Raw genomic sequence first — 14,116 nt, forward strand, 5'->3', positions numbered from 1 at the left:
TTTTTGAAATTAGAGCTTGTAACTGTATAATACTACCCTGTTTTTTGAGCAAAAATGCCTAAAACTACGCACTTTTTTATTAACTTAACGATGCCCCAAGCCTTGATTTTAATAGCTTTCTGATTTATTCAGCAAACCCTATTTATCCTTCTTTTGAAGGTACTTCTAAAATCGTATTACCACTTAATTCAAAGGCTTCATGTACTGCTTTTAAGGCTTGAATACCTTGAGATTGAGCAACTACACAACTAATTTTAATTTCTGAGGTAGTAATCATATAGATGTTAATATTTTCCTTTGCTAAAGCCTCAAAAAACTTCCCCGCAACTCCGGGTGAGCCAATCATTCCCGAACCGACTATACTAACTTTAGCGATGTTGGTATCTACGACAATATCCCTGAATTTAATCTCAGATTGTAACTTATAAAGGGCTTTTTTTCCTTGTTCTGCATCTTGTTGTGCAACGGTAAAGGCTATATCTCTCATGGGAATATCATCCACTAAACGGCATCTTTGAGATTGAATTATCATATCAACGCTGATATTTTCTCCCGCTAATACTGTAAATACTTTTGCAGCCATACCGGGTAAATCTGGCACATATAAAATAGCTAATTGTGCTTGATTTTCATCTAAAGCAACTCCTCTAACTGGTACTAAGATATTATTCTTGTCCACAGGATTTTGTATAATATTTGAACTGTCAATATCAAAAGCCGAACATAATGCGGCGATGGCCTGATCACATTCGTCTTGATCTACAATACAACTTACCTTAACTTCTGAAGTGGAAATCATTTGAATATTAACTCTGGCATCGGCTAGAGATTGAAACATTTTGGCCGCAATACCAGGCCTTCCAATCATACCAGCACCAGTAATAGCAATTTTAGCGATTTTTTTCTCAATCAAAATATCTGTATTACCATTTTCATCTAAAATAGGGGCGATGGCCATAGCGACAGATTCAGCGTGAGGTAAAACGCCTTTAACCACAGTGAAAGCAATATCATTACTATTTCCTTCGTGGATAGATTGAATAATCAAGTCAACATCGACGTTTTGACGGGCAATTTCTCCAAAAAGTTTTGCGGCAATACCTGGGCGATCAGCAACCCTTAAAAGAGCTATTTTAGCTTGATCTGAGTCAAATTGAACGGCATCAACGGCTTTTGTAATTTCTAATCCCACAAGAGATCTACCAACATTAGGAGGAGAAATAACTTTAGTACCAACATCGTCAGTCCAACTAGATTTTACCACCAAAGGCATTCCAAAATTACGAGCAATTTCCACCGCACGAGGATGTAAAACTTTTGCCCCTAAACTAGCTAACTCTAACATTTCATCGCTAGTAATTTCCGTCATTAGTTTTGCTGATGGTATTATACGAGGATCGGTGGTTAAAATCCCGGGTACATCGGTATAAATCTCACAACAATCCGCTTGAAGAGCAACGGCTAGAGCTACGGCTGAAGTATCAGATCCCCCTCTACCTAAAGTTGTAATTTCTAAATCAGCTAAGTTAGTTATACCTTGAAAACCAGCAACAACAACAACTTTACCTTTTTGTAATTCTCGATTAATACGATCTGGTTTAATTTCTAAAATACGAGCTTTACTATGATTCGCTTCTGTAACAATACCAACTTGCCCTCCCGTTAAAGAAATAGCAGGTTGCCCGATTTCTTGTAACGCCATACTTAACAAAGAGATTGAAACTTGTTCTCCTGTGGAAAGCAACATATCCATTTCCCGACGACTGGGATTAGTAGAAATTTCTTGGGCTAATTTTACCAAGCCATCAGTGGTTTTTCCCATAGCAGAAACTACCACAACAACTTGGTTTCCTTCTTTGACAGTGCGAAAAATTCTTTGACTAACCGACTTAATACGATCTGTTGAACCTACCGAACTACCACCATATTTCTGGACAATTAGCGCCATATTCTAAATCATGATCAAAATTTACTGATTAATAGTAACAAAATTTGCCAACTAAATTCAAACTTCTTCTTTTGTCATGACTCAGGGATTCTTCGGGCGAATATTCTTCGCCACTAAGATTTTACTTATAAAGAGCGTGTTTTTTCAGCCCAAACTCTGGAAGATAAGCCCCAAATATAAATAAATCCTTCTGCTGCTTTATGATCAAATTTATCATCAGCACCGTAAGTAGATAAATCTGAAGTATAAAGAGAATAATCGGATCTTCTACCCACAATAGTAGCGTTACCTTTAAAGAATTTAATTCTGACGACACCGCTAACTCTTTCTTGAGTTTTATCGATAAAAGCATCTAAAGCAGTTTTAAGAGGGCTATACCATAAACCTTCATAGACTAAACGAGTGTACATTAAATCCACCTGAGAGCGTTTATAATGAGTGACATCGCTGGTTAAAGTAAGACTTTCTAAATCTTCATGGGCTTTGATTAAAACTAATAACGCAGGTGCTTCATAAATTTCTCTCGATTTAATACCCACAACACGGTTTTCAACCATGTCTAATCGCCCAACACCATGATTACCTGCAATTTCATTTAATTTAGTAACCAGAGTAACAGGGGATAATGCTTCACCATCAACGGCTACGGGGATACCTTTTTCAAAAGTAATTTCAACGTATTGAGGTTCGTTAGGTGCATCTATAACGGATTTTGTCAAGTCGTAAATTTCTTCAGGAGGCTCAGTCATGGGATCTTCCAAAGGTCCTGCTTCTATACTACGCCCTAATAGATTACGATCAATACTAAAAGGAGAGGATTTTTTTACAGGAGATTCAATGCCAAATTTTTCGCCATAGGCAATGGTTTCTTCTCTACTCATACCCCATTCTCTAGCTGGAGCGAGGATTTTTAGGCTAGGATTTAACGCTGTAATACCTAAGTCAAAACGTACTTGATCATTTCCTTTAGCTGTACAACCATGAGCTACAGCATCAGCACCGTATTTTTCTGCAACTCGCACTAACATTTTAGCAATTAAAGGACGAGCTAAAGCCGTAGATAGAGGATAACGATTTTCGTATAAAGCATTAGCTTTAATGGCAGGAAAAGCATAATCAGTGACAAATTCTTCAATAGCATTTTCTACTAAAGATTCCACCGCACCACATCTTAACGCCTTTTCTTGAATAGGACCTAATTCTTCTCCTTGCCCTAAATCCGCCGCTAAGGTGATAACTTCTTTAACACCCCATTCTTTCATTAAATAAGGAATACAAACGGAGGTATCAACCCCACCAGAATAAGCTAAAACTACTTTATTAGCACGACTCATAAAATTTACTCTATTATCTATAGAACTAAGTGGTTATTGTAGCAATAAGAGTATTTTTAACCAATTAAAAGTCAAGATTTGCCTACTTTTTCTTGATCAACTTGATTTTATCGGTTATTTCTTGGTAATATCTTTCAACAGTTCATAATCTTCAGGAGTATTACAATTAAATAATATTTCTCTATTGTTTACTAATATTTCTGCTACTTTTTCTTGATTTAACCATTGTTGAAAAGATCGATTTCCTTCACTTAAATACTTTTGTAAAGATTCTCGACAACTAGGGCGATAAAAACCACATAAACAATCCCAACCTTTCTCATTTTTAGGCAAAAAAGCCATGATATTTTCTGACAGATTAGATAAAAAATTAATCCAATATTTAAGTTCAATTACTGTTAAAAAAGGTAAATCACAAGCTAATAATAAAACCCAATCACTTTGGACATAATTTAAAGCCTCATGAAAAGCCATTAATGGCCCTTGAAAAAATTGCGATTCAGGAATAAAATTACAAAATGGTAAGATAGAAATATATTTTTTAGGTTGAGGACAAATAACATAAACTTCTTCTGTACATTGTTGAGCAACATGATAAATATTCCTTAAAAAAACTTCCCCATTTACCTCTAATAAATTCTTATCTTCTCCCATGCGTGAACTTTTCCCCCCAGCTAAAATAACGGTAACAATTTTCATCAATTAATAATTTATAATTAGGCTAATTTACAGATTTTATTTAATTAAAAAAAAGACAAATAATTATTTATTAATACCATGGCTATCAGAATTAAAATTGCTCAAGATAAAGCTAATTTAGTCCAAAGTTTAGTCTTAAATAACCAAAATAGTCAAGGAGTTTTTGCTACTTATGCTGATATTATGGCTTTTGCTGCTGCTTTAGGTAAAAATAATAAAATTAGATTACCATTAAACGCTATTGCTAAAGAACCATCTCCCATAAGTTTAGATGTTTTTAGTACTCGTGGTTATGATTTTTTATTTAAACTTTTAGCTATTACCGAGACTCATAATCCAGACATCATTTCTGCTTATGATATGATTGCGGAAGAAGAAAGAGTAATGATTTTTGAAGAATATGCTAATGGTGGATTAATGAAACTACAAGATCAACTAAAAGGCGCAGTAGATTATAGTGAGAGAATATTATTAATTTTGAATCAAGGAAAAAGTCAAAAATCTCCTACTTTTAGTAATTTTGATTTGACTAAATTTTTATAGTAATTTTTATTTCAAAAACCATCTAGTAATTAATTTCATCCTATTAACCTTTGATCAATTAAGGTAAAATATAAAAGTTATTTTATCTCACAAATTATCACAATATCATGGTAGAAAAAGTCACAAAAACTGAAGCACAATGGAAAGAAATTCTTACCCCTGAGCAATTTCAAGTTACGAGAAAACATGGTACAGAAAGAGCTTTTACGGGAGCATATTACAAAAATAAAGCCGATGGTATTTATAGATGCGTTTGCTGTGACAATGAGTTATTTACTGCTGACACTAAATATGATTCAGGCACAGGGTGGCCCAGTTTTTGGCAACCCGTTAGAGAAGATAGCGTCACCTATAAAACTGATATTAGCCTCTTTATGAAACGAGTAGAAGTCTTATGTGGTGCTTGTGACGCTCATTTAGGTCATGTTTTTGACGATGGGCCAAAACCCACAGGAAAACGCTACTGTATGAATTCTGTCGCCCTCAAATTTGAACCTCAAGAATAATTAATTAAATAACAATTAGCAATTATCAGCAAGAGGAATTAACAATTTTTGAGTAAAAAATTAATTCTATATTTTGACTATTTAGCGAATAAAAGAAACAACATAATTTAGAAATGTCATCCCTCAAAAAATTAGCAATTCGTGGCACAATTTGGACTTTTATTGGTTATGGGGGTAGTCAAGTTTTACGTTTGGGGGCAAATTTAATCCTTACTCGTTTATTAGTGCCTGAAGTTTTTGGCTTGATGTCTTTAGTCAATACTTTTATTATGGGTTTAGTTTTATTTTCTGATGTAGGAGTCGGACCTAGTATTATTCAGAATAAACGTGGAAATGATCCAAATTTTTATAATACAGCATGGACTGTAAGAGTAATAAGAGGATTCTTTATCTGGTTTGCTTGTTTATTAATTGCTTATCCTTTATCGATTTTTTATGATACTCCCGAATTAAAATGGTTAATTCCAATTCTAGGTTTAAATTCCATTGTCACTGGTTTTCAGTCAACGGCTTTACATTTACTTGATAGAAATATCAATGTAGAAAAAAAAACATTATTTGACATAGGAATACAAATTTTTTCTCTAACAATTACCATTATTCTCGTATGGTTTAATCGTAATATTTTATCTTTAGTTATTGCTACGATTATATCAGGTCTATTGAGTACTATTATTAGTCATCAATTAATTAAAGAAGTTAAAAATACTTTTACATGGGATAAAAAATCATTAGAAGAATTATTTTCCTTTGGTAAGTGGATTTTTATTTCCACCATCGGAACTTTTTTAGCAATGCAATCCGATAGATTAATTTTAGGTAGATTATTCTCCATCGAAATATTAGGAATTTATACCATAGCTTTTACTTTTGCGGATATTTCTTTACAGATGATAAATCGCATTAATGGTACAGTAGTTTTTCCTCTTATTTCTAAATCCAGTGACTTACCTAGAAAAATTTTAAGAGAAAAGATTCTAAGTAAAAGAAAGTTTTTATTAGCTATTGGTATTTTATTTGTAACTGTTTTAAGTTGTTTTGGAGATTTATTAATTCTAACTCTATACGATGATCGTTATAAACAAGGTTCTTGGATGTTACCAATTTTAGCATTAGGAATTTGGCCTAATTTACTTGCTGTCACCATGAGAAGTGTACAAATGGGAATCGGAAAACCCATGTATGGTGCTTATGGATATTTGTTAAAATTTATCTACATGATTATTCTACTGCCTTTAATGTCGAATATTATGGGTATATTAGGAGCAATTTTAGTGATTGCCTTTAACGATTTTCCTTTTTATATAGCTGTACAATATGGTTTATGGAAAGAAGGATTAATGACCATTAAACAAGATATTTTAGCAACTTTATTGTTAATAACTATAATAAGTTTAATCATCTTAATTAGATACTATTTAGGTGCAGGTTTTCCTTTAGCTTATTTATCATTATAAAATATAGAAAAAATCAATCGCATTATCATTAACTATGCGTTTATTAATCATTCAATACGGTGGATATTATCGAGAAACCTATCAAAGATTAGTTAATGGAGAAAAAGAAATCTATGGTTATCAAAAATATTCCGTTGATTATGTAGCTAAACTTGCAGAAACCTTAGAAGAACTAACTACAATATGTGTATCTTCAAAAGATAGTTACAACGAATTATTAAAACCTAAATTAAGAGCTATCGGATTAGGTCTAAAAAATAATTATGATCAGCAAAAAATTAAACAAAATATTAGTCAATATATACAACAATTAAAACCTGATAAATTGATTTTAAGATTTCCATCACCAGAAATTTTATCATTAGCAATTAAATACAAAATATCAACTTTAACAACATTTTCTGACTATATAGAAAATAAAACCATTAAACAAAAAATTAAAAACTATTTTCTTGCTAAACAGTTGAATAATTCATCTATTAATTGGGTTGCTAATCATGGTATTTATGCTTCTAAAACATTGCAATATATAGGAGTTAATCCAAATAAAATTATTCCTTGGGATTGGCCTAATGATAAATTTTACGAAGACTTTATTACTAAAACTAAACCTAAAGATAATGAAAATATATCTATACTATACTGTGGTTCAATTATAGAACAAAAAGGAGTGGGAGATGTAATTAAGGCAATAAATATCTTAAATAAACAACGATTATATTTAACTTTAAATATAGCTGGGAAGGGAGATATTGATAAATTTTCTACTCTGGCTAAAAATTTAAAAATTGACAATCAAATAAAGTTTTTAGGCGTAGTAAATCATAACCAAGTATTTTCTTTGATGAGAAATTCTGATTTAATCATTATACCCAGTAGAACAGAATATGCAGAAGGTTTCCCCAAAGTTATTAAAGAAGCATTAACCTGTAAAACACCCATTGTCGCTTCTAATCATCCAGTATTTGTTAATAAATTAATTAATGAAGTTAATGCCATGATTTTTCCTTCAGGTGATTCTCTAGCTTTAGCAAATAGTATTAAAAAAGTTCTTTCTAATGATGATTTATATCATAAACTATCTTTAAATTCTGCTGAAACACTTTTAAATTTGGAAATTCCTTGTAACTTTGGAGAATTAATTGATCATTGGTTATCAAATACTCAGGAAGATATTGATTGGTTATTACAACATAATTTAACATCAAATTATTATATTTAATCAACATCTGAGAAAATTAAGTCTTTCTATAAATAGTTTTAATAACTACATAATAATCTTTATTTTCTGTAACAACATAATGATTTTTATGGAATAATTAACTATAGTTTAGACTGGAATAACCTAAATTTTTATTTATGTCCTTATTGATTCATATTGGTTACCATAAAACAGGGAGTACTTTTTTACAAAAACAAGTTTTTAATCAAGAAAATTTCGGGTTTATTTCTCCTTGGTGTCGTCAAGATTATTATAAAAAGTTACTTTTAGTAAACCCTTTTCTTTTTGATATTAATAAAACTCGTTTATTTTTTGAGGAAAAAATAGAAAAAGCGGCGAAAGAAAACTTAGTTTCTGTGATAAGTGAAGAAAGATTATCGGGGAGTATAACTTCAGGTGGTTATAATAATTATAATATGGCAAATAAATTATATTCCTTGTTTCCACAGTCGAAAATATTAATTATAATCAGAAATCAATTAGATATGATTTGGTCTATTTATAAACATAGATTAAATAGTGATTTAGCGGTAGGAATTGATGAATATTTAGAGCAAATACAAAAAGATTTTCCTAGTTTTGAACCGTTTTTTAACTTTGATTATCTTCAATATCACTGGTTAATTAATCACTATCAAAGTTTATTTGGAAAAGATCAGGTTTTAGTTTTACCCTATGAAATGCTAAAAGATAATAAGGTACTTTTTCTTGAAAAAATATCTAATTTTACACAAACAAACATTGACACTAAAATAAATTTTTCACAAGTTAATAAAAGTAATTTATATTTATCTCTTTATTTTAAACGATGGACTAATTTTTTTGCCCCTAGAATTTGTAGGGTAAATTCATCTTTATATCAAAAAATAAATAATTCTTTTTTTTATCGATTAAATCAAGTTATTGAAAACACAATACCAAAAGCATTAAGTGAAAAAGTGGAGAATCATTTGAAAGAAATAATCGCTGAAAAAATACATAATTACTATATAGAAAGCAATCAAAAAACCAGTAATATAATTAACATGGATCTTTCTCCATATAATTATCAAATGTAATAATTAAGTTGTAAATGTTAAACAATCAATTACTAATTCATATTGGTTATCCTAAAACAGCTTCTACATGGCTTCAACAAGAAATTTTTAAAGACGAGAAAATGGGCTTTTTTTCTCCTTGGAGGGGACATTGGTCTGATAGTATTGCTGTAGATCAATTTATCACAGTGAATAGTTTTTCTTTCTCTCCTGAAAATGCTTACGCCGCTTTTGAAAATGGTTTAAAAGAAGGGAAAAAAAAACATTTATGTACCGTATTATCTCAAGAGATGCTTTCTTGTAATTTTATGGATCAAAGTGGATATTGGGGAAAAGAAGTGGCGCAAAGACTTTATCAAGTTTTCCCTAAAGCTAAAATTTTAATCGTTATTAGAGAACAAAAGTCGATGATTTTTTCTGCTTATGGACATTATATTCGGAAAGGAGGAAGACACTCTATAGAACAATTAATTAGTACTAAAAATATTAAATCAGGCTTATATCCACTCTTGAGATTGTATTGTTTAGAATATCATTATTTAATTAATTATTACTATAATCTTTTTGGGGAAAATCAAGTTTTAGTATTGCCTTTTGAGTTATTAAAAAAGGATAAAAATCTCTATTTACAAAAAATATGTCAGTTTGTAGGTATTGAAAATCAAAGTTTTGATAATATCCCATCAAAAGAGACTAATGTTAATTATAAAGCGGCGACATTAGCTATTCATAGAAAAATTAATAACTTTATTCTTTTTCAAGATAAGAGATTGATTTCTTCCTCAAATTCTTGGAGATGGATAATGATTTGGAAAATCTTGCGTTTACTTGATAATACATTACCTGAAGAACTGCAAAATAAGGCAAAATCTCAGATTAAAGATTTTATTCAAGAATATACAGAAAATATGTTTGTTGAAAGTAATCAAAAAACCAGTGAATTAATTAACATCAATCTCAGGGATTTTGGTTATGATTTAATGGATAAGTAGAATATCAAGATCAGAAAACCTGTGAGTTAAAAGGACAAAATGATTTTAAAAATAACTAACATTGTTAATATAGTAATTTTCTTTGAGTGGTAACAAAATAATAATTTAATTTCCCTCAAAATTGCGTTTAGGGAAGTAAAAATCCTCACAAATGATTTAAGAATGTTATATCATCAATTCATCTCAAATAATTAATGAATCAATAATGAGTTTTCAAGCACAATTAGCCATGATTTTATGGCTGCCGATAACTATATATTTATTTAAAAAATTTCCCCCCAGAAAAGCCGTAATTGTTAGTTTTTTAGGCGGTTTATTATTTCTGCCCAGAAAAGCAGGTTTTGCTTTACCTCTAATTCCTGATTATGAAGGAATGATTGCAACTTGTTATGGTATTTTTATCGCTATTATTATTTACGATTCCCAAATATTTAGGAAATTTAAGTTTAGTTGGTTTGATCTTCCCATCATTTTATTTGGTATTAGTCCCTTTTTTTCGAGCCTCAGTAATTTTTCTGACCTTAATATTATTTTCGCTTTATATGATGGTATTAATCAGTCTATTAGTCAAAGTTTTCAATGGGGAATGCCTTATTTTTTAGGGCGATTATATCTCAATAATTTATCAGGATTAAAAGAGTTAGCCATTAATACTATTAAAGGGGGATTAATTTATGTTCCTTTATGTCTTTATGAAATAAGAATGAGTCCTCAAATCCATAAAATTGTATATGGCTACTTTCCTCATTCTTTTGCACAAACTATACGTTTAGGAGGATGGAGACCACAAGTTTTCATGAATCACGGCTTAATGTTAGGGTTATTTATGATGAGCGCTACCCTTCTGGCTATTTGGTTATGGCAGGGAAAAGTGATCAAAAAAATCTGGGGAATTCCCATGGAATGGGTAGTAGTGATTTTACTTGTTACTTTTATTTTAATCAAATCGTCTGGCGCTTATGTACTACTAGGTTTGGGCTTAATCATTTTAGCTTCGGCTAAATGGTTACGATCAAATTTACCTTTAATTTTATTAATGATTGGTATTGTTTACTATTTAGCCATCGCTTCTACGGGGAATTTCAACGGAGATAATTTAGTACGATTCGCAAATAATTCCTTTGGAGAAGAAAGAAGTGGCTCTTTAGAATTTAGATTAAATAATGAAAAACTATTAGGAGAAAGAGCTAGAGAAAGAATATTATTTGGTTGGGCTGGATGGGGAAGAAATAAGGTATTAACGGCAGATTGGAAAGGGAGGTTAGAAGATAAATCTGTTACAGATAGTTTCTGGATTATTGTTTTCGGAGTTAATGGTTTATTTGGTTTAATTACCTTAATAACATCTTTATTATTACCAGTATTTTACTTTGCAGTTTTTCGTTATCCAGCAAAAACTTGGTTTCATCCACAGGTAGCATCAGCAGCAGTTTTAAGCGTTTCTCTTACTTTATTTGTCATTGATTGTCTCGTTAATGCCATGTTTAACCCTATTTTTCCTTTAATTAGCGGTGGATTATCAGGATTAGTAGTTAATAATGTTCCTTCTAAAAATAAAAAACGCAAAAAGTTAGCTATAAAACCTAAACAATTAAGTCCATTGAGAACATCCATAACAAAAAAATGTTAATCAAAAATTTTAAAATTATCACTTTGTTGTCTTTATTAGCAGTATTAATTTCTGCTTGTCAATCTTTGAAAGAAGAGGCAGTTCAATCTTCCCCTGTTGTAATAGTTCCTAATAAGTCAAATCTTCCTCCACAAAAAGCTAATGTCGGTATTGGTTTAAATGGTATAGCTGATTGGTCAACTCAACTTCCTTTTATCAACCATTTTAAAACTTCTCGTGCTTGGATTACTCAATGTCTTAATTCAGAACCAGATTGTCAAGGAAAGTGGAGTACAGAAGAAAATAAGCTATTAAATTTAGATGAAAATGGTTGGGTAAAATCATTACCGAAGCCAGAAGATCCACAAGAATACACTCGTGTTAGTACATTGTTATTTAGAGGCATACCAAATAAATTTAGGGGAGGAAAATATTTAGTTTTATATGACGGAGAAGGAACATTAGAATATAAATTCGCAGCAAAGAAAATTTCTTCAGAATCTAAAGCAGGAAGAGACGTTATCGAAGTTGATTCAAGTATTAGAGATGGAATACTCCTTACCATAACCGCTACAGATCCTAAAAACAATGGTAATTATATTCGTAATATAAAAGTTATTGAAGCGAAAAACGAGAAACTTTTTAATCAAGGTGAAATTTTTAATCCTCTGTTTTTAGAAAAAATTAAACCTTTTACCACTCTTCGTTTTATGGATTGGATACAAACTAACAATTCCCAACAGAAACAATGGAGTGACAGACCAACTTCAAGTATTTCTTCCTATGCCCTTAAAGGTGCTTCCATAGAAACTATGGTTGCTTTAGGAAATAAACTTAATAAAGATGTTTGGTTTAATATACCTCATCAAGCTACCGATGAATATATAACAAAATTTGCTCAATTAGCCAAAGCAAAATTAAATCCTGAGTTAAAAATTTATATTGAATATTCTAATGAAGTGTGGAATTGGCAATTTAAACAATCTCAATACGTTTTAGCACAGGGTAAAGCAAAATGGAATCAAGAAGGTAATGCTTATATGCAGTGGTATGGAATGCGCACAGCTCAAATGTGTGATATTTGGAAAAAAGAATTTGGAGATCAAAAAAATCGAGTCCTTTGTGTAATTTCTACTCAAACTGCTTATAAAGCATTAGAAAAACCCGTGTTAGATTGTCCGTTATGGGTGAAAGAAGGTAATAAACCCTGTTATCAACATGGTATTGATGTTTATGCCATTACTGGTTATTTTGGTGGCAGTTTAGGTCATCCTGATAATGAATCAAAAGTCAAATCATGGTTAAATGAATCTGATGGTGGATTTAGTAAAGCAATTGAACAATTAAAAACAGGAAAATTACTCCCAGGCAAAACAAAGGATGGTTTACCAGATCTTTTTGATTTATTCAATTATCATCGTCAAGTAGCCCAAGAAAGAGGCTTACAATTAGTTGCTTATGAAGGTGGACAACATATCGTTGGTGTAGGGAAAGTTAAAGAAAATGAACAGTTAAATGACTTTTTTATGGAATTGAATCGACGACCAGAAATGTATGATTTATATACAGAGGTATTAAATAACTGGGAAAAAACTAGAGGAGGTTTATTTATGCACTTTGTTGATATTGGACAACCAAGTAAACATGGTAGTTGGGGAAGTTTAGAATATTTAGATCAAAAAGAATCTCCTAAATATAATGCTTTAATGGATTTTATTCGCAATCATAAGAAGAAATAAATTAATTATTTTAAAATATTTTCACAATAATTTTTACCCTTAGTTATGGCTTTACAAATAAATATACCCAGTTTATATATAGTAATAGTTAACTACCGCACTCCCCAATTAACCATTGACTGTTTAGATTCTTTATCCTCAGAAATCAAAGATTTACCCTCGACAAAAGTATTGGTAGTAGATAATAATTCTGGTGACAACTCTATTATATTGATTCAAAATGCGATCGCCTCCAATGATTGGAAAGAATGGGTTTCCTTAATTTCCTCTCCCATTAACGGCGGATTTTCCTATGGTAATAACTTTGCTATTCGCCCATTAATGGAATCTGATAATTTACCTCAATATATTTTGTTACTAAATCCTGATACCATCGTCAGAAAAGGAGCATTAAATGCCCTGATTGAATTTATGAATGAGAATCCAACGGTTGGGATAGCAGGAAGCAGATTAGAAAATTTAGACACTACTCCTCAACAATCAGCTTTTCGTTTTCGTACAATTTTGAGCGAGTTAGATTCTGGGTTACGATTAGGAATCGTCTCAAAAATACTGAATAAATGGACTGTCGCTCCTCCTGTCTCCCATGATAATTGCTCCACAGACTGGGTAGCAGGAGCAAGTATGATCATTCGGCGAGAAGTTTTTAAAGATATAGGGTTACTAGATGAAGGTTATTTTATGTACTGCGAAGAAATGGACTTTTGTTTACAAGCAAAAAAAGCAGGTTGGAGTTGTTGGTATGTACCAAAAAGTAGAGTAGTTCATCTTGTAGGACAAAGTTCAGGTATTGATCAAGGTAACAAAAAACCTAAAAGACTACCAAAATATTGGTTTGATTCCAGACGTAGATATTTTTTAAAAAATTATGGTTGGTTTTATACTGCCATCACAGATTTAGTTTGGGTTTTCAGCTATATTCTTTGGAGAATAAGACAATTTATACAACAAAAACCTGATCATGATCCTCCTTATTTATTAATAGATTTTTGGATTAATACGGTATTTTGTTATCCTTTTCTATAAAAGT

12 protein-coding genes are annotated in these 14,116 nt (G+C 31.1%); 9 read left to right on the forward strand and 3 right to left on the reverse strand.

Annotation, left to right across the window (positions count from 1 at the left end):
- Positions 1 to 142 precede the first annotated feature (142 nt).
- The 3 genes from ACEW8E_RS06415 to ACEW8E_RS06425 all read right to left on the reverse strand — a co-directional run bounded on the left by ACEW8E_RS06415 (position 143) and on the right by ACEW8E_RS06425 (position 3,981).
- The gene (locus ACEW8E_RS06415; RefSeq protein WP_373479508.1) at positions 143 to 1,948 is read right to left on the reverse strand and encodes an aspartate kinase; all 1,806 of its coding nucleotides are present in this window, start codon (positions 1,946 to 1,948) and stop codon (positions 143 to 145) included.
- A gap of 125 nt (positions 1,949 to 2,073) precedes the next feature.
- Positions 2,074 to 3,282, reverse strand: coding sequence for an argininosuccinate synthase (locus ACEW8E_RS06420; RefSeq protein WP_373479509.1), 1,209 nt, complete (start codon positions 3,280 to 3,282; stop codon positions 2,074 to 2,076).
- 114 nt (positions 3,283 to 3,396) lie between these two features.
- Positions 3,397 to 3,981, reverse strand: a complete 585-nt coding sequence (locus ACEW8E_RS06425) for a molybdenum cofactor guanylyltransferase (protein WP_373479510.1) — start codon at positions 3,979 to 3,981, stop codon at positions 3,397 to 3,399.
- Positions 3,982 to 4,059: 78 nt separating this feature from the next.
- Between ACEW8E_RS06425 and ACEW8E_RS06430 the strand changes: the two genes are divergently transcribed.
- The 9 genes from ACEW8E_RS06430 (at position 4,060) to ACEW8E_RS06470 (ending at position 14,112) form a co-directional block, all read left to right on the forward strand.
- Complete coding sequence (locus ACEW8E_RS06430; protein WP_373479511.1) at positions 4,060 to 4,524, forward strand: DNA phosphorothioation-associated protein 4; 465 nt, start codon at positions 4,060 to 4,062, stop codon at positions 4,522 to 4,524.
- Positions 4,525 to 4,631: 107 nt separating this feature from the next.
- Entirely contained in the window at positions 4,632 to 5,030 is a 399-nt protein-coding gene (msrB, locus tag ACEW8E_RS06435; RefSeq protein ID WP_373479512.1) for a peptide-methionine (R)-S-oxide reductase MsrB, read from the forward strand.
- Between the two features lie 113 nt (positions 5,031 to 5,143).
- Positions 5,144 to 6,487 carry an oligosaccharide flippase family protein gene (locus tag ACEW8E_RS06440; RefSeq protein WP_373479513.1) on the forward strand — a complete coding sequence of 448 codons (1,344 nt, stop codon included), beginning with the start codon at positions 5,144 to 5,146 and terminating at the stop codon, positions 6,485 to 6,487.
- Between the two features lie 34 nt (positions 6,488 to 6,521).
- Complete coding sequence (locus ACEW8E_RS06445) at positions 6,522 to 7,709, forward strand: glycosyltransferase family 4 protein (RefSeq protein WP_373479514.1); 1,188 nt, start codon at positions 6,522 to 6,524, stop codon at positions 7,707 to 7,709.
- A gap of 137 nt (positions 7,710 to 7,846) precedes the next feature.
- Positions 7,847 to 8,767 (forward strand): sulfotransferase domain-containing protein, encoded by a 921-nt coding sequence (locus ACEW8E_RS06450; protein ID WP_373479515.1) that lies wholly within the window; start codon positions 7,847 to 7,849, stop codon positions 8,765 to 8,767.
- Between the two features lie 14 nt (positions 8,768 to 8,781).
- A complete protein-coding gene (locus ACEW8E_RS06455; protein WP_373479516.1) occupies positions 8,782 to 9,738 on the forward strand; it encodes a sulfotransferase domain-containing protein in 957 nt (318 codons plus the stop codon).
- Between the two features lie 205 nt (positions 9,739 to 9,943).
- The gene (locus ACEW8E_RS06460) at positions 9,944 to 11,368 is read left to right on the forward strand and encodes an O-antigen ligase domain-containing protein (protein WP_373479517.1); all 1,425 of its coding nucleotides are present in this window, start codon (positions 9,944 to 9,946) and stop codon (positions 11,366 to 11,368) included.
- On the forward strand, positions 11,362 to 13,086 hold the full coding sequence (locus ACEW8E_RS06465; RefSeq protein ID WP_373479518.1) for a cellulose-binding protein: 1,725 nt from the start codon (positions 11,362 to 11,364) through the stop codon (positions 13,084 to 13,086). Before ACEW8E_RS06460 ends, ACEW8E_RS06465 begins: the two co-directional genes overlap by 7 nt.
- A 45-nt stretch (positions 13,087 to 13,131) precedes the next feature.
- The gene (locus ACEW8E_RS06470) at positions 13,132 to 14,112 is read left to right on the forward strand and encodes a glycosyltransferase family 2 protein (protein ID WP_373479519.1); all 981 of its coding nucleotides are present in this window, start codon (positions 13,132 to 13,134) and stop codon (positions 14,110 to 14,112) included.
- The last annotated feature ends 4 nt before the right edge of the window (positions 14,113 to 14,116 follow it).

The organism is Geminocystis sp. (genome assembly GCF_041753295.1).
GTDB lineage: Bacteria > Cyanobacteriota > Cyanobacteriia > Cyanobacteriales > Cyanobacteriaceae > Geminocystis.

Coding starts and splice junctions, on each gene's coding strand:
- ACEW8E_RS06415 (WP_373479508.1), bottom strand. CDS start 1,948: ATGGCGCTAATTGTCCAGAAATATGGTGGTAGTTCGGTAGGTTCAACA.
- ACEW8E_RS06420 (WP_373479509.1), bottom strand. CDS start 3,282: ATGAGTCGTGCTAATAAAGTAGTTTTAGCTTATTCTGGTGGGGTTGAT.
- ACEW8E_RS06425 (WP_373479510.1), bottom strand. CDS start 3,981: ATGAAAATTGTTACCGTTATTTTAGCTGGGGGGAAAAGTTCACGCATG.
- ACEW8E_RS06430 (WP_373479511.1), top strand. CDS start 4,060: ATGGCTATCAGAATTAAAATTGCTCAAGATAAAGCTAATTTAGTCCAA.
- msrB (WP_373479512.1), top strand. CDS start 4,632: ATGGTAGAAAAAGTCACAAAAACTGAAGCACAATGGAAAGAAATTCTT.
- ACEW8E_RS06440 (WP_373479513.1), top strand. CDS start 5,144: ATGTCATCCCTCAAAAAATTAGCAATTCGTGGCACAATTTGGACTTTT.
- ACEW8E_RS06445 (WP_373479514.1), top strand. CDS start 6,522: ATGCGTTTATTAATCATTCAATACGGTGGATATTATCGAGAAACCTAT.
- ACEW8E_RS06450 (WP_373479515.1), top strand. CDS start 7,847: ATGTCCTTATTGATTCATATTGGTTACCATAAAACAGGGAGTACTTTT.
- ACEW8E_RS06455 (WP_373479516.1), top strand. CDS start 8,782: ATGTTAAACAATCAATTACTAATTCATATTGGTTATCCTAAAACAGCT.
- ACEW8E_RS06460 (WP_373479517.1), top strand. CDS start 9,944: ATGAGTTTTCAAGCACAATTAGCCATGATTTTATGGCTGCCGATAACT.
- ACEW8E_RS06465 (WP_373479518.1), top strand. CDS start 11,362: ATGTTAATCAAAAATTTTAAAATTATCACTTTGTTGTCTTTATTAGCA.
- ACEW8E_RS06470 (WP_373479519.1), top strand. CDS start 13,132: ATGGCTTTACAAATAAATATACCCAGTTTATATATAGTAATAGTTAAC.